Here is an 18,464-nt window from a genome sequence, read left to right as displayed (position 1 = left end):
TAAAATCAACAAAAGCAGGCATTTTGCTATCGACAGTCACTAAAATCGTTAACGTAGTACGCGTGAAAGGCCATTAAAGAAGGTATCGTCGATAAATGTCTTAGAACGTCGACTACACATTTATTCGCCTGATATCTGTTCTTATCACTGATTATTCTGGATCTGCTGGATATCCCGCCGTACTGAGGGCTGTACGGAAAATACTTTCTTCCATATTGCTGGTGATCTGCACTTTTTTTGTTGAGGGATCGGCGTTCACTTGCGCATTGCCATCAATATCCAAAATGATTTTTGTGATTGATTTAGCGCAGCCGCCACATGCCATTTTCGGTATTGTAAGACTTATCATTTTTCTAACTCCTATGATTAACATTATGATAAATATAAAGCTTTACCCTATTGGAAGGTCAATCAGTTTTTACTGAATGCGCGGGAAAATTGCCAAACAGCCCCTTTTTGACCTCTTGGGTTTCAAGGTATTCATGTGAATTAACTAAATTTTCAATAATCGGGCAATCAGGATCATCATTACCATGGCAGTGTCGAGTGAGAGCTTCAAGCGTATTTGCGATACCTTGCAGCTCATGAATCTTTCTTTTTAATTCAGAAAGGTGTGTTAGTGCCATATTTTTAACATCGGCGCTAGCACGCTCTCTATTGCGCCATAGGCACAATAAAACTGAAATCTGCTCGGTTGAGAAACCTAGCGAACGCGCACGGCGAATAAGATTCAGGCTATTAACGTCCGATTGGTTGTAATAGCGATACCCTGCGGTTGTGCGCTTTGCTTTGGGGAGCAAGCCCGTCTGTTCGTAATAACGGATCATTTTTGCTGAGATACCAGAAAGTTTGGCTGCTTGACCAATATTCATTATTTTATCTCCTCAACAATCGGATACTTTAAGAAATAAAATAGCTAGTTCTTTGTTGTCGCTTGTTTAAGAATCGCCATAATGCTCGGTTTTTGCGATGAAAAAGTGCCATAAAAGATATGCTCACCAATGAGGGTAATCGGTGCGACGCGTACACCCGTTCGAGCTTTGGCTTCTGCCATTATTTGCGGGTCTGTCAGGTCGCGCTCTTCAAATGAGAGTTGTTCTTTCACCAACCACTCTTTGAGCAATTTGCAGTCAGGGCACGTTGGTGTGGTATAAATCAGAATTGGCGGTTGTGATGTGAGCGTCATCGTGATCTCCTTTTTACGGATATAGCCAGACTTAATACAGTCTGGCTATTAAAATGATTTATTGAGTGGCGCTATCTTTCATTGGTGCTTGAAAGCGTTTTAGGCGTAAGGCATTACCCAATACGAAGACACTGGAAAGTGCCATTGCTGCCGCAGCCAGAATAGGTGAAAGCAGGGTACCGTTAATTGGATAGAGCAAGCCTGCTGCCACAGGGATCAATAGCGCATTGTAAGCAAAGGCCCAAAACAGGTTCTGTTTGATGTTGCGGATAGTTGCTTGGCTTAATGCAATTGCATCGACAACACCACGTAGATCCCCAGACATCAATACAACATCCGCAGCTTCAATAGCGACATCTGTTCCTGTACCGATTGCTAATCCAACATCGGCTTCGGCAAGTGCAGGTGCATCGTTAATTCCATCGCCAACAAACGCGACTTTATTGTGATTACGACGAAACTGTTTTAAAGCTGCAACCTTACCATCAGGCAAGACTTCCGCTGCCACTTCATCAATGCCAAGCTGTTTAGCGATAGCAGCGGCTGTCGCAGCATTATCACCGGTGATCATTGCTACTCTTAACCCTAAAGCGTGTAATGCATTGATAGCTTCTGGCGTTGTTTCTTTAATTGGGTCAGCAACGGCGATAATTGCTGCTAACCGTCCATCAATAGCCGCGTAGAGTGGACTTTTTCCTTGTTCACCTAGGCGTTGCGCAGATTGCTGGAAGTGACTCACATCCAATCCAAGCTGTTTCATAAAGCGATCGGCACCAACAGAGATGGCACGACCACTGACTTTTGCCGAGATACCAAATCCTGGAACGGCTTCAAACTCTTCTATAGCCGCCAGTGCAAGACCTTTGTCGTTTGCAGCAGTCACAATCGCTTCAGCTATCGGATGTTCAGAGCGCGTTTCGATGGCAGCAACTAAGGACAAAACCTCATCATATTCAAAGCCGTCAGCTGGGATCAGGTCAGTGAGTTCTGGACGACCTTTCGTTAATGTTCCGGTTTTATCAAGAGCGACGACTGTTACATCACGCAGCGCTTGTAAGGCTTCACCTTTGCGGAATAGAACACCTAATTCCGCAGCTCGTCCAGTACCGACCATAATTGAGGTTGGTGTTGCCAGCCCCATCGCACATGGACATGCGATAATTAAAACAGCAACAGCATTAATCAGTGCAAAGGTTAGTGCTGGATCTGGACCAAAAATAAGCCAAATGAAGAAGGTGATCACCGCGCCTGTCATCACCGCAGGAACAAACCACATCGTCACCTTATCAACTAATGCTTGAATAGGTAGTTTTGAGCCTTGTGCTTCTTCTACTAAACGAATGATCTGAGCTAATACGGTGTTCGAACCAATTTTAGTCACTCGGAAACTAAAGGCGCCTGTTTTATTGATGGTGCCCCCAACAACCTCAGAGCCTATTTCTTTGGATACAGGTACAGGTTCACCGGTGATCATGCTTTCATCAACATAAGAAGCCCCTTCAATGACTTCACCATCAACAGGGATTTTCTCGCCTGGGCGCACAAAAACGATATCATTTGTCATGACTTGATCCAGCGGGATCTCAATCATTTTCCCATCACGTTCTACACGGGCCGTTTTAGCTTGTAGCCCAACAAGACGTTTGATGGCTTGAGAGGTTTTGCCTTTTGCGCGGGCTTCTAATGTACGACCGAGCAGAATTAAGGTCACAATAACGACGGCCGCTTCAAAGTATACATTCGCCGTCCCGACAGGCAGCACCTGTGGTATAAAGGTGGCCACCACAGAATAGCCATAGGCAGCGGCTGTACCGACAGCGACAAGTGAGTTCATATCAGGCGCTGCACGTAATAGTGCCGGAACCCCTTTTTGGAAAAACCGTAAACCAGGGCCGAATAGTACAATGGTCGCGAAGACAAATTGGATATACCAATTGAGTTGTTGTCCAAGGTTCTCCGATACCCAATGATGAATACCTGGAATAAAGTGTGAACCCATTTCAATAATAAATACTGGCAATGTGAATATTGCAGCAGTAAATAATGCACGCCGTAGCGAGCGCTCTTCATTCTCACGACGTTCATTGGCTTGATCATTCGCATTAGTCGTTGTTTCTGACAGACGACGAGGTTTATAACCAGCTTGCACTATCGCGGCTTCGAGATCATCGATAGTGACAGCGCCGGAGAAATGGCGAATGCGGGCGCGTTCTGTTGCCAAGTTAACAGTCGCTTCAATAACGCCGGGGATTTGTGATAATGCTTTCTCAACGCGACCAACACAAGATGCACAGGTCATCTCTTCAATCGCTAATTCAGTTGTCTCTTCACGGACTTTATAACCTGAACTCTCTATTGCACGAACAGCCGCAGCCGGATCAGCTTGGCCTTTGAACGTGATGTCTGCACGCTCAGTTGCTAAATTCACGGTTGCCGTTTCAATATTCGTGACAGCGTTTAATGCTTTTTCAACACGACCAACACAGGATGCACAGGTCATGCCTTCTACTGGTAAACTCAGCCTATTAACGGAAGAGTGAGATATATTCGTTGTCATGGACTTACCCTCTTGGATTTCTTCATTACGTAAAGACTAACGTTTACCTTAAGGGGAAGGTCAAGCATTATTTTTAATTATTGTATAGATTGATAATGATTATTTGTATTCTATTGTTTTATAGATGTTTTTTTGTGTTGAAAAAGTGGTTCACTAAACTATCCCTGTTTAGTGAACCATTTATTAGCGATAAAGAGTTTGTTAGGCTGATTTTTTAGACGTTAGTTTTCGTATCGCCATATAAAATACAGGCGTTAATAGTAAACCGAAGAAAGTGACGCCTAACATGCCAAAGAAGACGGCGATCCCCACTGCTTGCCGCATTTCAGAACCTGCTCCAGTCGCTAAGACCAGTGGAATAACTCCTGCAATAAAGGCAAAGGATGTCATTAAAATAGGGCGTAATCGAAGGTGTGACGCTTCCAAGACGGCCGTTAGCGGATCTTTTTCTTGTTTCTCTTGGGCTATTGCGAACTCAACAATCAAAATAGCATTTTTCGCCGCAAGGCCTACCAGCACAATAAAGGCAATTTGCGTGAAAATATTATTATCACCACCCAGTAACCAGACTCCCGTCATAGCTGAAAGCAGCGCCATTGGGGCGATTAATAATACAGAGAACGGTAACGACCAGCTGTTGTATTGAGCAGCGAGTATTAAGAATGCAAATAGCACCGCTAATGGGAAAATATAGAGTGCAGAGTTACCCGCTAATTGTTCTTGGTAGGTTAAATCCGTCCATTCAAAATCCATTCCTTCTGGTAATGTTTCACGTAAGATTTTTTCCATTGCGTCAGTTGCTTGGCCAGAGGTATAACCTGGGGCTGCATTGCCAGTGATATCAACTGAAGGATAGCCATTATAGTGGATCACGCGATCTGGACCATTGGTACGCGTAATAGTGACTAATGCACTGAGTGGGATCATCTCTCCATGTTGGTTGCGAACGTTGATCAGTTCAATATCCTTTGGATCCATTCTAAATGGTGTATCCGCTTGAACAATAACCCGATAAGTGCGGCCAAAACGATTGAAATCATTGACGTAGAGAGAACCTAAATTGATTTGTAAGGCATCAAAGATATCGGTAAGTGTTACGCCTTGAGATTTCGCTTTTTCCCGATCAATATCCACATCGATTTGTGGAGAATTAGTTTGAAAACTTGCCATCATCCCTGTTAATTCAGGTGCTTGCATCGCTTTCATGAGAACTTGCTCTTGCACTTGTGCTAAAGCCTCAAAACCTAGATCCGCCCTATCTTCAATTTGCACCTTAAAGCCGCCCATTGAACCTAATCCTGGAACAGGGGGAGGCGGAAATATGCCTACAAATCCATCGGGTATTTGGCTGAATTTTTTCATCAAACGATCTGCAATGGCGTTCGCAGAGAGGGAGGGATCCGTGCGTTCATCAAAAGGTTTGAGCATAGCAAACATGAGGGCCGAGTTAGGTAAATTAACAGGCCCATTCACAGAGAGTCCTGGGAATGCGACTACGTTTTCAACGCCAGGCTCCATGAGAGCAAGACGTGACATCTCTTTGACGACCTCTTCGGTACGATCAAGAGAGGAACCCGGAGGTAATTGAGCAACCCCGATTAAATAGTATTTATCTTGTGCGGGAACAAAACCATTAGGAACCACTTTAAAACCTAATGCGGTTAGTCCAACAAACCCCAGATACAATACAAAAATAATCAGACTTCCTCGGATACAACGTCGGACTATCTGAACGTATTTGTTAGACAAGGTATTAAAGAAGACATTAAATTTTGCAAAAAGGCGGCTAAATATTACGTTGATAACGCGAGTCAGCCAGTCTGCTTTTACGTTTTTACCCTGTGGTTTGAGTAAAATTGCACTAAGGGCGGGAGATAACGTCAGTGAGTTAATCGCTGAAATAATGGTTGAAATGACGATGGTGAGTGAAAATTGACGATAAAACTCCCCTTGTAAACCAGATAAAAATGCGGTGGGGATAAAAACAGCGGCGAGAACTGAGGTAATAGCCAGTATCGGCCCCGTAACTTCATCCATTGCCTTAAATGCAGCTTCTTTTGGGGTTAAGCCATCCGAGATGTGCCTTTCAACGTTTTCAACCACGACAATTGCGTCATCGACAACGATTCCTATGGAAATAACTAAACCAAATAACGATAACGTATTGAGTGAAAAACCAAAGAGATACATAAAGGCAAATGTACCAATTAAAGATACTGGTACTGCCACCAATGGAATAATAGAGGCACGCCAGCTTTGTAAAAATAAAACCACAACCAGTACCACTAATACAGTTGCTTCAAGCAGCGTGATGGCAACAGACTTTAAAGATGCGCTCACAAATATGGTGGGATCATAGGCAATTTTGTAATCGATTCCGTCGATAAAGTTAGTTTGCAAACGGGCCATGGTTTCTCTGACGGATTCGGCGACTTCTAATGCATTCGCGCCCGGACTCATGACAATTTGTAGTCCGACGGCATTTTGCCCATTTAGTAAGCTACGAAGTGAATAATTATCAGCGCCTAGCTCCAATCTAGCGACATCTCTTAAATAAGTTGCCTGCCCATCTTTTCCGGAATGAATAATAATATTACCGAATTGCTCCTCAGTTGTGAGTCGACCAAGTGCATTTATACTGATTTGAAACGATGATGTTGAATTGGGTTGTTGTCCAATAGAACCTGTGGCGACTTGGACATTTTGTTCTTGGATAGCCGCAACAATATCATTTGCAGTTAATCCTAAGGCGGCTATTTTGGTTGGATCAATCCATGCTCGCATCGCATATTCACCTTCTCCCCACACTAACGCACTGGAAACACCGGGTAACCTTGCGATTTCATCACGTACATTCAGTAACGCATAGTTAGACACAAACAGAGGGTCGTAAACATTATTCGGCGAATACATATGAACAACCATTAACACATCAGGAGACGTTTTTTCTGTGGTGACACCAATTTGCTGTACTTCTTGAGGTAAGCGAGGGATAACCCGTGATACTAAGTTTTGCACTTGGATCTGGGCGATATCAGGATCCACATCTTGCCTAAAAGAGATGGTGAGGACCATTTTTCCATCAGTTGACATCTGCGAACTCATATAGAGCATGCCTTCGACGCCATTGACCGCTTGCTCGATGGGAGAAGCCACCGTATCCGCAATCACTTTGGGTGTTGCCCCAGGATAACTCGCAATAACTTGAACTGTCGGTGGCGTTACCGACGGATATTCGCTAAGCGGCAGTTTATAAAAACTTAATATCCCCGCTATTAATATAAATATTGATAGCACCATAGCGAAAATAGGGCGCTGTATAAAGAAATGGGGAAACTTCATTATTGTTTCTCCTCAACTTTATTGGCTGTGGTCTGTTTGTTATTTGTCGTTGATGGTGTTGTTTCTGCTGCTGGTGTGGACTGCATAGCTACAGGTGCGACTTCCATCCCCGGTCTGACCAAACCTTTAATAATAATTTTCTCACCCGCAACTAAACCGTGATTAATGACTCTGAGACCATCAACCATGGCACCTAATTCGACAGGGCGGTATTCTGCTTTATTATTTTTATCGAGAACTAAGACATAGTTTTGGCCTTGATTAGAACCTATGGCTTGGTCATCAATTAAAATAGAAGGACTTTTTTCTCCAATAGGCAGTTGTGCACGAATAAATGCACCGGGGATCAGCTTGCCATCTTTATTATCGATAACTGCTCTAACTTTCACCGTGCCGGTCGTTCGTTCGATTTGGTTGCCAATAAAATTAAGGTTGCCAATATAGGGTGTGCTCTTGTTATTTGGTAACGTTATGGTCACGGGAGGCAAGGATACGTCGGTATTTTTTATCGACGATGAATATAAATCTGTTAATTTATGGAAAGTAGCTTCATCAATATCAAAATAAGCATATATTGGATCAATGGACACTACCGTCGTTAAGCGCGTGGCTTCATTTGTCTCGCCACCAGTCACTAAATTGCCTTCCGTTATTAACGCTCTATCAACTCGACCTGCAATGGGCGAGTGAATTTTGGTATAGGATAAATTTAATTTAGCGGATGCTACAGCGGCTTTGGCTGATTTCACTTGTGCGTTATTTGCGGTGAGTATAGCAAGTGCGTCGTCATAATCTTTACGGGAAACCGCGCCTTTATTAATCAACCCTTTAAGGCGTTGGTAATTTCGATTGGCTTGCGCGGCTAAAGCCTCTGCTTGGCTTAATTTCCCCTCCGCTTCAAGTAGCGCTATTTGAAAAGGTTGGGGGTCGATTTGAAAGAGTAAATCTCCTTTTTTAACCCGTTGCCCTTCAGGTATATCGACTGAATTAATACGTCCGCCAACGCGGGGGCGAACATCAACGGTTTTTGGGGAGGCGAGATAACCAGTAAATTCAGCAGAAGGGATAATGTGTCGTTGAATAACTTCCGCGACAGGAACTTTAGGCAGCATAGCAGAATTCGCGGCTGCTGATTTATTATCATTATTTGTCTCTTGTGCGATAGCTAGGTCGCTTATACTCATCGCTACAATAAATGCAGCATATATTCCGATTTTCATTTTTATCATAAACCTTACCTAATTATTGATCTCGTTGTTAGCTTTAACGTTAAATAAAAAATGTTTTGGCAGGGTAAAGGTTACAGTAGTTGTAAGGTCAACTTTTAAATACGATAAAGGTTGATTTAGTGATAAAGATGAATTTATTGTTAATTAAATCAATGCTGATATTGGGTTTTAATGATTAAAGAAAAGTCTGCTATGTAAAGTTAAAATAAACTATTGACCTTGTATCTACTTTAAGGTTTTTAATGATTGTCATTAATTTAAATACATAGAGAAATAAGGATTAATGATGAAGAAAATAACATTTTTATTGGCTTTAAGTTTATTAAGTTATCAAAGCTTAGCATCAAGTGATACGTCGAATACTCAACCTGTATTACCTCACATCACGGAAACCAACGCTTCAGAAGAACCTGATAAAAAAATTTTGTTTTCAATGACTTTTATTGGTGATGCGAGTTTGTCATCAATCGAAAAACAGGCACAGGAGATGGCTAAAAAACGAGGAGCAAGTCACTATAAAATTATTGGAGCAAGTGGCGAAAATCAACTTAGAGGTCATGTGACATTTTATCAATAACGCTATTTGTTTTAGTCAGGAGGTGAGTAATGAGCCATCACACCATTAGAGAAAATGTAATACAAGATATTCTTTTGTGGATCGATATGAATGTGGATAAGCCATTACAAATAGAAGAAATCTCTAACCGTGCAGGCTATTCAAAGTGGTATTTTCAACGTGTTTTTAAAAATACGGTTGGTGTAAGTTTAGGACAGTATCTGTTAATCAGGAGGTTACTAAGAGTCTCCACGGATTTGAAAGAAACCAACGATAAGATTATTGATATCGCTTTCAGGTATGGCTTTGATGGTCAACAAGGGCTAACAAGAGCCTTTAAACGAAAGCTAAAAGTGACGCCTGGCAAATATAGGAAAGAAACGATGCTAAGATATCATACATCTTATTAATCAATATCTTTTATAAACGTAGGTATAGAATACGCTTATGGGCAAATTCTATACCTAAAACAGTCGCAACAGAAAATGAAAACTCACATCTAATAAGGTATTGAATAAATAAAATTGTTTTTTTCTTGACCTTGCAATGGTGGTAAGGATTAACATGAAAAAAACTTAAAATGATCTGTATCTGTTTTTAGGTGGTAAATAATGAAAATAGGTGAAGTATCAAAACTGTTTAATATTCCAAGAGAGACGATTCGTTTCTATGAAAAAGAGGGATTGATTATTCCTCCTAATAGAAATGACAATAACTATCGAAGCTATAGTGAAAAGCATATTCAACGACTCAGGTTTATAAAGAATTGCCGTAGTCTTAATATGTCTCATCGTGAAATAAAAACATTATTAGATTTGGTTGATAATAATAGTGATGATTGCCAATTAGTTGAAGCCGTGATCAATACTCATTTACTGAATGTTCGAAAGAATATTGAGAAACTCACTCATTTAGAGCGAGAGCTGGTTATTTTACAAGATCACAGTGATGAAATAGATTCTCGGCATAAATGTGGAATAATAAAAAACTTATTATCGAAAAAGCGTTAAGCGATAAGACAAATAAGGATAGCGTATTTGGCTATCCTTATAGAGACGGCGATTACAACGCTTTTAACATCCGAATTTCACAATCGCTGTGGCCTGTATTTCCAAGTGGCTCATCAATAAACTCAAAGCCTAATTTCTCATACAGTTTAATAGCGGCTTGTAAGTCTGCTGTTGTTTCAAGATAACAGCGTGTATAGCCTTGTGCTTTAGCAAACTCTAATGACATTAATACAATCTGCTTTGCCACTCCCTTGCCTCTTAGTACAGAGGATAGGTACATTTTTTGTAGTTCGGCAGTTTCATTATCACCACCGGCCAGTTGTGATATACCACCACCACCGACAATTTTACCGTCCATCTCAACCACCCAGTATGCACTGCGGGGTTTGCTATAAACTTCATACAGTGTATCTAAAATAGGATCCGCAACTGCAAAGCCTTTATCGGCGGTTAAACCATGCTCTGCTGAAACTTCACGAATAACGGCAGCAATACCTGCATTATCTTTTTGTTCAATTAAACGGATCGTGTGGGTTGTTGTATTTGTTGTCATGAGAGACTCTCTTTATTTATTGTTTTGTACTACTCAGTGAGAGAGAACCAGAAGGGAACTTCAATCTGAGATCTGCGAACGCAGCCAGCTAATGATAATCGATTAATTACGATGGGTATAGATCTGTAATACATTCCTATGGTGTATTAATTTATGCTTATACGTAGTTATTCGCATGATTTGTTTACGGAAGGTTGACTCCGCTATCGCTGGTGGCCTGCCTCTAATTATGCCGAGCTGTAAAAAAAGAAAAGCCCTTATTGGCTAACCAATAAGGGCTTAGGCTAGGTTGCACAAGGCAAAATTACAGTGATGCGATAGTCACTTTCTGTGCTTCTAACTTACCTTTCGCTTCAATATTCGCGGCTAAACGCTCACGTTCTTTTTCAACGACAGCTGCTGGCGCACGGCTAACAAAACCTTCATTTGCCAGTTTGCTTTCAATTGAGTCAATTTCTTTGATGACTTTCTCTAGCTCTTTGTCCAAACGGGCTAGCTCAGCATCTTTGTCGATTAAGCCAGCCATAGGGATCAACAGTTCGGTACCACTCACTAGCTTAGTTACAGAAACGGGGGCTTCTTCACTATCAGCCAAGACGGTGATACTGGCGAGGCGAGCCATGGACTTAATAAAGTTTTCATTTTCAGCAACGCGACGTTTGGCATCCTGCGATGCACTACGCAATAAGACATCCAGAGGTTTACCCGGCGAGATATTCATTTCTGCACGAATATTACGTACCGCAATGATAGCTTCTTTGATCCACTCCAAGTCACTTAATGCCAGCTCATCGACCTTCTCGGCATTAAATTCTGGGAAGGGTTGTAGCATGATGGTATCAGCATCAATGCCTTTTACCACTTTTACACGTTGCCAGATGGTTTCCGTGATAAATGGAATAATTGGATGAGCTAGACGCAGTAATGCTTCCAGTACTTCAATTAATGTGAAGCGTGCTGCACGGGCCTGTGCTTCGTTGCCTTTATGAACCGCTGGTTTAGAAAGCTCTAAATACCAGTCACAGAATTCGTTCCAAGTGAAGTCGTACAGAATACCTGCCGCGATATCATAACGATGCGTATCTAGCGCTTCACGATATGCTTTAATTGTTTGGTTGAATTGAGCCATGATCCAGCGATCTGCCAGAGAGAAGCTCATTTCACCGCCATTCTGACCACAGTCTTGGTTTTCTGTGTTCATGAGTACGAAACGGCTCGCATTCCACAATTTATTACAGAAGTTACGATAGCCAGACAGACGTTTCATATCCCAGTTGATATCGCGTCCCGTAGAAGCAAGAGCCGCTAAGGTGAAACGTAATGCATCTGTACCATGTGCCTCGATACCGTTTGGATACTCTTTACGCGTACGCTTAGCAATTTTTTCAGCCAGCTGTGGCTGCATCATGTTGCCAGTACGTTTTTCCAATAGGTCTTCGAGCGAAATACCGTCGATCATATCCAATGGGTCGATAACGTTCCCTTTGGATTTAGACATTTTTTGTCCTTCTTCATCGCGGATGAGGCCTGTCATATAAACCGTTTTGAACGGTACTTGAGGGACGCCGTTTTCGTCTTTGATGAAATGCATGGTCAACATGATCATGCGGGCAATCCAGAAGAAGATAATATCGAAACCACTTACCAACACATCTGTTGGGTGGAACGTTTTTAAAGCTTCAGTATTTTCAGGCCAGCCTAATGTTGAGAAAGTCCACAGACCAGAAGAGAACCAAGTATCGAGAACGTCGTCGTCTTGACGTAAGGCAACGTCTGCACCAAGGTTGTTTTCACGACGAACTTCATCTTCATCACGACCAACGTAAACATTGCCTTTATCGTCATACCATGCAGGAATACGATGTCCCCACCAGAGTTGGCGAGAAATACACCAGTCTTGGATATCACGCATCCAAGAGTAGTACATGTTTTCATATTGGCGTGGTACGAATTGAATGCGACCATCTTCAACGGCTTTGATCGCATTTTCAGCGAGAGGTTTAGTGCGAACATACCATTGGTCAGTTAGCATGGGTTCGATAACGACACCACCACGGTCACCATAAGGTACCGTCAAGTCGTGAGGCTTAACTTCAACCAGTAAACCGAGCTGTTCAAATTCCGCGACAAGGGCTTTACGGGCGGCAAAACGTTCCATGCCACGGTATGCTTCAGGAAGTTCGCTACTATACGCAGTGGAAGGATTGCCATGAGTATCGAAAACTTCAGCTTCGTGGCGCACGTTACCATCTAAATCCATCATGTTAATCATGATCAATTGATGACGTTTGCCCACTTCATAGTCATTGAAATCATGAGCTGGCGTGATTTTTACGCACCCCGTGCCTTTTTCCATATCGGCATGTTCATCACCAACGATTGGAATACGGCGGTTAACTATCGGAAGAATAATTTCTTTACCGATTAAATCCTTATAACGTGGATCTTCTGGGTTAACAGCAACCCCTGTATCCCCAAGCATCGTTTCCGGACGTGTTGTAGCAACAACGAGGTAATCTTTCCCTTCAGCTGTTTTTACGCCGTCAGCGAGTGGATAGCGCAGATGCCACATGGAACCTTTTATTTCACGGTTTTCCACTTCGAGATCAGAAATAGCGGTATGCAGTTTTGGATCCCAGTTAACTAGGCGTTTACCACGATAGATCAAGTTATCTTTATAGAGACGAACGAACGCTTCTTTAACGGCTTTCGATAAGCCTTCATCCATAGTAAAACGTTCACGTTCCCAATCAACAGAGTCACCTAAACGACGCATCTGTTGTGAAATTGTGCCGCCAGACTCTGCTTTCCACTGCCAAATTTTGTCGATAAATGCATCACGGCCATAATCATGACGAGTTTTATTCTCTTCAGCCGCGATTTTACGCTCAACAACCATCTGAGTCGCGATACCAGCATGGTCAGTGCCCGTTTGCCATAGCGTATTTTTACCTTGCATACGCTGGTAACGGATCATGGTATCCATGATAGTTTGCTGGAAAGCATGCCCCATATGTAGGCTACCCGTCACGTTTGGTGGCGGGATAACGACACAGAAACTGTCTTTACTGGTATCACCATTTGGTTTGAAATAGCCGCTTTTTTCCCAATGAGCATAACGTGATTGCTCAATTTCAGCAGGATTATAAGTTTTATCTAGCGAAGGCTCAGCAATCGCATTATCTGGTTTTTTATCCATTTTTATATCGTATTCAGTTAGTTGGCGGCGTCGCCATAGTCAAATTGAAGCCGACGCTACGGTAAACCTTATACCGTTCACGCGCCAACTGTTTTAAAGTTTCATCAATAGGCACAAAGTCTATCACTTCATGGAATGCGGTGGCAAAGTCTGCAAACTGAGTTTGAAGATTGATCAGTACATCGCGTTGAGCATTACCTCGTTTTCCTGGCCAGCAAATTTCAATGGGCGCGCCATAACGGGGGCCTTCACCTGCAAGATTATGAGGAACAAACTGATGAGGATCCCTTTGCCACAGAGCTTCATCCAATTTTTCGGCTTGTTCGGCACTTTCACACGCGATTAAAACTCGTTTGCTATTACGCCACATTTGCGCCGCAAGCTCGCAAGCAAGCCATTCATGGGCCTCAAGCTCAACTTGTGGTGATGGTTTTTCAAGCAAATAAAAGGTGGCGTTTTTCATCTCTTTCTTTATGGAATAGAAATATTTATGCAAAAAGGGTATTGCGACAGGCAATACCCTGAAATGAAGTTGGGTGCTATTTTAACGTATAGCACACCATAGTGCTATATACTCATCATACTTCCAGTGGCAACGTTATGGGTGGCATTGATTAGCAACCCGTCCCCCTTGAAATATTTAGCGTATAGACCCTAAACGTCAAGTGACAGCACGGTTGGCTGTCACTTGACGCATTATAGAGTATTACTCGTCACCATTTAGGCCAGCGCGGTTCAGTAAAAACTGTGACAGCATTGATACAGGGCGACCGGTTGCCCCTTTCGCTTTACCTGAACGCCATGCGGTACCTGCGATGTCTAAATGCGCCCAATTATATTTAGTGGCAAAGCGAGCCAAGAAGCAACCTGCGGTAATCGCACCCGCTGGTCGACCACCAGTATTCGCTAAATCAGCAAAATTGGAGCTGATTTGCTCATAATAATCATCGGCTAATGGTAAACGCCATGCACGGTCACCTGCTTGTTCAGAAGCATTGAGCAACTCGTGAGCCAGAGGGTTATGGTTAGACATCAAACCGGTATAGTGGCTACCTAATGCGATGACACAAGCACCGGTCAGTGTTGCGACGTCGATAACCAAATCAGGCTCGAAACGCTCGACATAAGTCAGCGTATCACACAGTACTAAACGCCCTTCAGCATCGGTATTCAGTACTTCCACTGTTTGCCCTGACATCGTGGTAAGAATATCGCCAGGGCGATAAGCTCGGCCACCCGGCATGTTTTCACAGCCAGCAAGTACCCCAATGACATTGATTGGTAACTGTAATTCAGTGATAAAACGCATTACACCATAAACAGTTGCAGCACCGCACATGTCATATTTCATCTCATCCATACTATCGGCAGGTTTGATAGAAATACCGCCAGAGTCAAATGTGAGACCCTTTCCGACGAGGACAATAGGTCTCGCTTCAGGATCCGGATTCCCTTTGTACTCCATGATAGACATGAGTGACTCATTTTGTGAGCCTTGACCAACAGCCAGATAGGCATTCATGCCTAACTCTTTCATTTGCTCTTCACCGATGACACGCGTGGTGAGCCTATTTTCAGAAATGTCTGCCAGCTGACGAGCTTGGGAGGCTAAATAAGCTGCATTACAGATATTGGGTGGCATATTGCTGAGGTCTTTCGCTGCCTTAACGCCTGATGCAATTGCTAGCCCATGAGAGATAGCACGTTCACCACTGGTTAATTCACGACGTGTTGGTACATTGAAAACCAATTTACGCAGTGGACGGCGATGCTCAGTTTTATTACTCTTTAACTGATCAAAGACGTAAAGAGATTCTTTAGCCGTTTCAACGGCTTGACGTACTTTCCAGTAATTATTACGGCCTTTAACATGTAATTCAGTTAAGAAACAAACCGCTTCCATTGAGCCTGTTTCATTCAGGGTGCTGATTGTTTTCTGAATGATTTGTTTGAATTGACGTTCATCTAGCTCACGCTCTTTACCGCAGCCAATGAGTAGAATACGTTCAGACAGGATATTTGGCACATGATGGAGTAGTAGGGATTGCCCTACTTTACCTTCAAGTTCCCCGCGGCGCAGCAGGGCGCTGATATATCCGTCGCTTATTTTGTCCAGCTGTTCAGCTATAGGGGACAGACGGCGTGGTTCGAAGACTCCGACAACGATACATGCGCTACGTTGTTTTTCCGGGCTGCCACTTTTTACACTAAACTCCATGCGTTCTCCTGAATCTTAAAGACAAAGGCCCATGCTCCCGCTAAAATTAGCGTTACCGCATAATCTACCTCATAGAGAATGAACTCTTTATGTTAAACTGAGCAGATATCTGGTTTTTCAATAATATTAAGCATGTTCTGATTGGGTAATCAGTATAGAGAATGCTTTTATATCATTCTAGCCATACAATGAGCCAGAGTATATGTTAACAAATGGTAGATATTGAACGAACTTAGCCATTTTCCACCCAAAAGACAAGTTTTCACAGGCGTATAAGCGTGATCATTATTAGATATTTGGTACGGGAGACCCTGAAAAGTCAGTTAGCTATCCTTTTTGTGCTAATGTTGATTTTTTTTAGTCAGAAGTCCATCGATATACTCGGGGCTGCTGTTCAGGGAAATATTCCTTCAGACTTAGTGTTACCGTTACTGGGATTAGGGGTGCCTGAAATGGCACAATTGATCCTCCCTTTGAGCCTATTTCTTGGGCTATTGATGACGTATAGCAAATTGTATACCGAAAGTGAGATCACGGTGATGCATGCTTGCGGATTAGGGAAAAGTGTTCTGGTCAAAGCCGCTCTGGTGCTGGCAACACTTACCGCATTGATCGCGATAGGCAATATTACGTGGATGCTGCCTTGGTCCTCGCAATATCAAGAACGGGTGCTCGCCGACGCGAAGGCGAACCCAGGATTGGCTGCGATGGTTGAAGGGCAATTTAAAACCACCAAAGACCGTAACATCGTACTTTATATCGGCGAAGTCAAAGGTAACGATTTTAAAAACGTCTTCTTAGCGCAATTGCGCGCAACTAATGAACAACGTCCATCGGTGGTCGTGGCGGATAGTGGTCATATGAAAGAAGATGCGGACGGGCGTCAAACCGTAGTGCTTGACGAAGGTACTCGTTATGAAGGAACCGCATTGTTACGTGACTTCCGTATTACGGATTTTAAAAATTATCAGGCGGTTATCGACCATAAAACGAGCGATACCCGTAATGATAGAGTTGAGCAAAAAAATATGCTTGAACTCTGGAAGGCGAACGATCCCGATTCTAATGCCGAATTCCATTGGCGTTTGACGATCGTTTTCTCTGTCGTCGTGATGGCATTAATGGTTGTGCCATTGAGTGAAGTTAACCCTCGTCAAGGTCGAGTATTAAGCATGCTACCTGCCATGTTGCTCTATCTGATTTTCTTCCTATTACAAAGTACATTACGTAATAGTGCAGAAAAAGGCGATGTTGACCCGAAATATGCCATGTGGGCTGTTAACTTAGGTTATCTGGCCTTAGCAATTATCTTAAATATTTGGAATACCGTGCCAATGCGCCGCTTGCGGGTCAAATTTAATAGAGGGGTTGCTTGATGTTTGGTGTTTTAGACAGGTATATAGGTCGAACCATCCTGAACTCTATTTTAATGACCTTGTTCATGCTGGTTTCCCTTTCTGGGATTATCAAGTTCGTTGAGCAGTTGCGTAAAGTCGGGGATGGTGAATATACCACGTTAGGTGCAGGGGTATTCACGTTACTGACCATCCCAAAAGATATTGATATTTTTTTCCCGATGGCGGCATTGCTCGGTGCACTCTTAGGATTAGGTGCATTAGCTTCACGCAGTGAATTAGTCGTCATGCAGGCGTCGGGTTTTACACGTTTGCAAATCGCGCTCTCAGTGATGAAAACCGCGATTCCACTGGTTATTGTGGCAATGTTAATTGGTGAGTGGATTGCTCCAGCGGGCGACCAATGGGCGCGAAACTATCGTGCCGAAAAGATTGTGGGTAACTCATTAGTGGTTACCGATGAAGGTATGTGGGCAAAAGATGGACGTGATTTTATTCATATCCAGCGGGTCACTGATACGACATCGATTCAAGAAGTCTCCATTTATCGCTTTGATGAACAACATAAGCTGACCTCAGTGATGTTTGCTTCAAGCGGAACGTATGACAAGGATAACCAACAGTGGTCACTGTCTCAGGTCGATGAATCTATTTTAAATAATGAGAAAAAAATCACAGGTTCTCAGCGTTTAACATACGATTGGAAAACGAATCTTACGCCTGAAAAACTCGGTATAGTGTCACTTAGCGCGGATTCACTTTCTATTCGAGGGCTTTATCAATATATCGCCTACTTAAAAGAAAGTGGGCAAGTCGCGGCAGTCTATGAATTAAGCATGTGGAAGAAAATATTGGCGCCGTTATCTGCCGCTGTGATGATGTTAATGGCAGTTTCATTTATTTTTGGTCCATTACGAACTGTACCAATGGGCGTTCGGGTTGTTTCTGGGATTGTCGGCGGTTTCTTGTTCTATATCCTTAACCAAGGATTTGGGAACTGGAGTTTGGTTTATTCCGTGCCACCGATCATTGCAGCGCTACTACCTAGCGTCCTATTCCTCGGGATCAGTATTGTCCTGCTGGTGAAACGTAAGTAGCTCCATTTCAAAATCGATAAAACGTTAATAAGCCATCGTATAGCGTTATACGGTGGCTTATTTATGGGTATTAAACGACTCAGTGTTTGAAAACGTCAGGGATAGTGAGATGAGCCATAAAAATTCTTATTTTTATTGTCAGCCTTAAAACACCTGAAGGTA

General features: G+C 42.8%; 15 protein-coding genes. 5 read left to right on the top strand and 10 right to left on the bottom strand.

The genetic code is table 11. From position 1 onward, the window contains the following. Positions 1-151: 151 nt before the first annotated feature. The 6 genes from ACWPW6_RS16630 to ACWPW6_RS16605 all read right to left on the bottom strand — a co-directional run bounded on the left by ACWPW6_RS16630 (position 152) and on the right by ACWPW6_RS16605 (position 8,314). Positions 152-349, bottom strand: coding sequence for a heavy-metal-associated domain-containing protein (locus ACWPW6_RS16630; RefSeq protein WP_249999429.1), 198 nt, complete (start codon positions 347-349; stop codon positions 152-154). 58 nt (positions 350-407) lie between these two features. After that, positions 408-872, bottom strand: a complete 465-nt coding sequence (gene cueR / locus ACWPW6_RS16625) for a Cu(I)-responsive transcriptional regulator (protein WP_196713705.1) — start codon at positions 870-872, stop codon at positions 408-410. Between the two features lie 44 nt (positions 873-916). Further along, complete coding sequence (locus tag ACWPW6_RS16620) at positions 917-1,186, bottom strand: glutaredoxin family protein (protein ID WP_154624850.1); 270 nt, start codon at positions 1,184-1,186, stop codon at positions 917-919. A gap of 58 nt (positions 1,187-1,244) precedes the next feature. After that, positions 1,245-3,743 carry a heavy metal translocating P-type ATPase gene (locus tag ACWPW6_RS16615; protein WP_249999427.1) on the bottom strand — a complete coding sequence of 833 codons (2,499 nt, stop codon included), beginning with the start codon at positions 3,741-3,743 and terminating at the stop codon, positions 1,245-1,247. 201 nt (positions 3,744-3,944) lie between these two features. Further along, positions 3,945-7,085, bottom strand: coding sequence for an efflux RND transporter permease subunit (locus ACWPW6_RS16610; protein ID WP_249999426.1), 3,141 nt, complete (start codon positions 7,083-7,085; stop codon positions 3,945-3,947). Next, the gene (locus ACWPW6_RS16605) at positions 7,085-8,314 is read right to left on the bottom strand and encodes an efflux RND transporter periplasmic adaptor subunit (protein ID WP_244316450.1); all 1,230 of its coding nucleotides are present in this window, start codon (positions 8,312-8,314) and stop codon (positions 7,085-7,087) included. Before ACWPW6_RS16605 ends, ACWPW6_RS16610 begins: the two co-directional genes overlap by 1 nt. 286 nt (positions 8,315-8,600) lie before the next feature. Here ACWPW6_RS16605 and ACWPW6_RS16600 point away from each other — a divergent pair, with 286 nt between their 5' ends. The 3 genes from ACWPW6_RS16600 to ACWPW6_RS16590 all read left to right on the top strand — a co-directional run bounded on the left by ACWPW6_RS16600 (position 8,601) and on the right by ACWPW6_RS16590 (position 9,880). Continuing rightward, the gene (locus ACWPW6_RS16600) at positions 8,601-8,891 is read left to right on the top strand and encodes a YdgH/BhsA/McbA family protein (RefSeq protein WP_244316449.1); all 291 of its coding nucleotides are present in this window, start codon (positions 8,601-8,603) and stop codon (positions 8,889-8,891) included. Positions 8,892-8,920: 29 nt separating this feature from the next. Then, positions 8,921-9,280 carry a helix-turn-helix domain-containing protein gene (locus ACWPW6_RS16595; protein ID WP_154624855.1) on the top strand — a complete coding sequence of 120 codons (360 nt, stop codon included), beginning with the start codon at positions 8,921-8,923 and terminating at the stop codon, positions 9,278-9,280. Between the two features lie 201 nt (positions 9,281-9,481). Continuing rightward, a complete protein-coding gene (locus ACWPW6_RS16590; RefSeq protein WP_154624856.1) occupies positions 9,482-9,880 on the top strand; it encodes a MerR family transcriptional regulator in 399 nt (132 codons plus the stop codon). Between the two features lie 52 nt (positions 9,881-9,932). Here the strand turns inward: ACWPW6_RS16590 and ACWPW6_RS16585 are convergent, their stop codons facing one another. The 4 genes from ACWPW6_RS16585 to pepA all read right to left on the bottom strand — a co-directional run bounded on the left by ACWPW6_RS16585 (position 9,933) and on the right by pepA (position 15,850). After that, the gene (locus ACWPW6_RS16585; protein ID WP_004915956.1) at positions 9,933-10,433 is read right to left on the bottom strand and encodes a GNAT family N-acetyltransferase; all 501 of its coding nucleotides are present in this window, start codon (positions 10,431-10,433) and stop codon (positions 9,933-9,935) included. A gap of 304 nt (positions 10,434-10,737) precedes the next feature. Continuing rightward, positions 10,738-13,632, bottom strand: a complete 2,895-nt coding sequence (locus tag ACWPW6_RS16580; RefSeq protein ID WP_196713702.1) for a valine--tRNA ligase — start codon at positions 13,630-13,632, stop codon at positions 10,738-10,740. Positions 13,633-13,645: 13 nt separating this feature from the next. Continuing rightward, entirely contained in the window at positions 13,646-14,095 is a 450-nt protein-coding gene (locus ACWPW6_RS16575; RefSeq protein ID WP_154624858.1) for a DNA polymerase III subunit chi, read from the bottom strand. 243 nt (positions 14,096-14,338) lie between these two features. Beyond that, positions 14,339-15,850 carry a leucyl aminopeptidase gene (gene pepA / locus ACWPW6_RS16570; protein WP_154624859.1) on the bottom strand — a complete coding sequence of 504 codons (1,512 nt, stop codon included), beginning with the start codon at positions 15,848-15,850 and terminating at the stop codon, positions 14,339-14,341. A gap of 278 nt (positions 15,851-16,128) precedes the next feature. Here pepA and lptF point away from each other — a divergent pair, with 278 nt between their 5' ends. Both lptF and lptG read left to right on the top strand, forming a co-directional pair. Further along, positions 16,129-17,226, top strand: coding sequence for an LPS export ABC transporter permease LptF (gene lptF / locus ACWPW6_RS16565; RefSeq protein ID WP_163863162.1), 1,098 nt, complete (start codon positions 16,129-16,131; stop codon positions 17,224-17,226). Further along, positions 17,226-18,302, top strand: coding sequence for an LPS export ABC transporter permease LptG (lptG, locus tag ACWPW6_RS16560; protein ID WP_154624860.1), 1,077 nt, complete (start codon positions 17,226-17,228; stop codon positions 18,300-18,302). The genes lptF and lptG overlap by 1 nt, the downstream gene beginning before the upstream one ends. Positions 18,303-18,464: the final 162 nt, after the last annotated feature.

It is taken from the genome of Providencia sp. Marseille-Q8014 (assembly GCF_965112055.1).
Note: the sequence above shows the minus strand (reverse complement) of the source record. Positions and strands in the feature narration are given on the sequence as shown.

Coding starts and splice junctions, on each gene's coding strand:
- ACWPW6_RS16580 (WP_196713702.1), bottom strand. CDS start 13,632: ATGGATAAAAAACCAGATAATGCGATTGCTGAGCCTTCGCTAGATAAA.
- ACWPW6_RS16575 (WP_154624858.1), bottom strand. CDS start 14,095: ATGAAAAACGCCACCTTTTATTTGCTTGAAAAACCATCACCACAAGTT.
- ACWPW6_RS16605 (WP_244316450.1), bottom strand. CDS start 8,314: ATGATAAAAATGAAAATCGGAATATATGCTGCATTTATTGTAGCGATG.
- ACWPW6_RS16630 (WP_249999429.1), bottom strand. CDS start 349: ATGATAAGTCTTACAATACCGAAAATGGCATGTGGCGGCTGCGCTAAA.
- cueR (WP_196713705.1), bottom strand. CDS start 872: ATGAATATTGGTCAAGCAGCCAAACTTTCTGGTATCTCAGCAAAAATG.
- ACWPW6_RS16620 (WP_154624850.1), bottom strand. CDS start 1,186: ATGACGCTCACATCACAACCGCCAATTCTGATTTATACCACACCAACG.
- ACWPW6_RS16595 (WP_154624855.1), top strand. CDS start 8,921: ATGAGCCATCACACCATTAGAGAAAATGTAATACAAGATATTCTTTTG.
- ACWPW6_RS16585 (WP_004915956.1), bottom strand. CDS start 10,433: ATGACAACAAATACAACAACCCACACGATCCGTTTAATTGAACAAAAA.
- ACWPW6_RS16600 (WP_244316449.1), top strand. CDS start 8,601: ATGAAGAAAATAACATTTTTATTGGCTTTAAGTTTATTAAGTTATCAA.
- pepA (WP_154624859.1), bottom strand. CDS start 15,850: ATGGAGTTTAGTGTAAAAAGTGGCAGCCCGGAAAAACAACGTAGCGCA.
- lptG (WP_154624860.1), top strand. CDS start 17,226: ATGTTTGGTGTTTTAGACAGGTATATAGGTCGAACCATCCTGAACTCT.
- ACWPW6_RS16590 (WP_154624856.1), top strand. CDS start 9,482: ATGAAAATAGGTGAAGTATCAAAACTGTTTAATATTCCAAGAGAGACG.
- ACWPW6_RS16610 (WP_249999426.1), bottom strand. CDS start 7,085: ATGAAGTTTCCCCATTTCTTTATACAGCGCCCTATTTTCGCTATGGTG.
- ACWPW6_RS16615 (WP_249999427.1), bottom strand. CDS start 3,743: ATGACAACGAATATATCTCACTCTTCCGTTAATAGGCTGAGTTTACCA.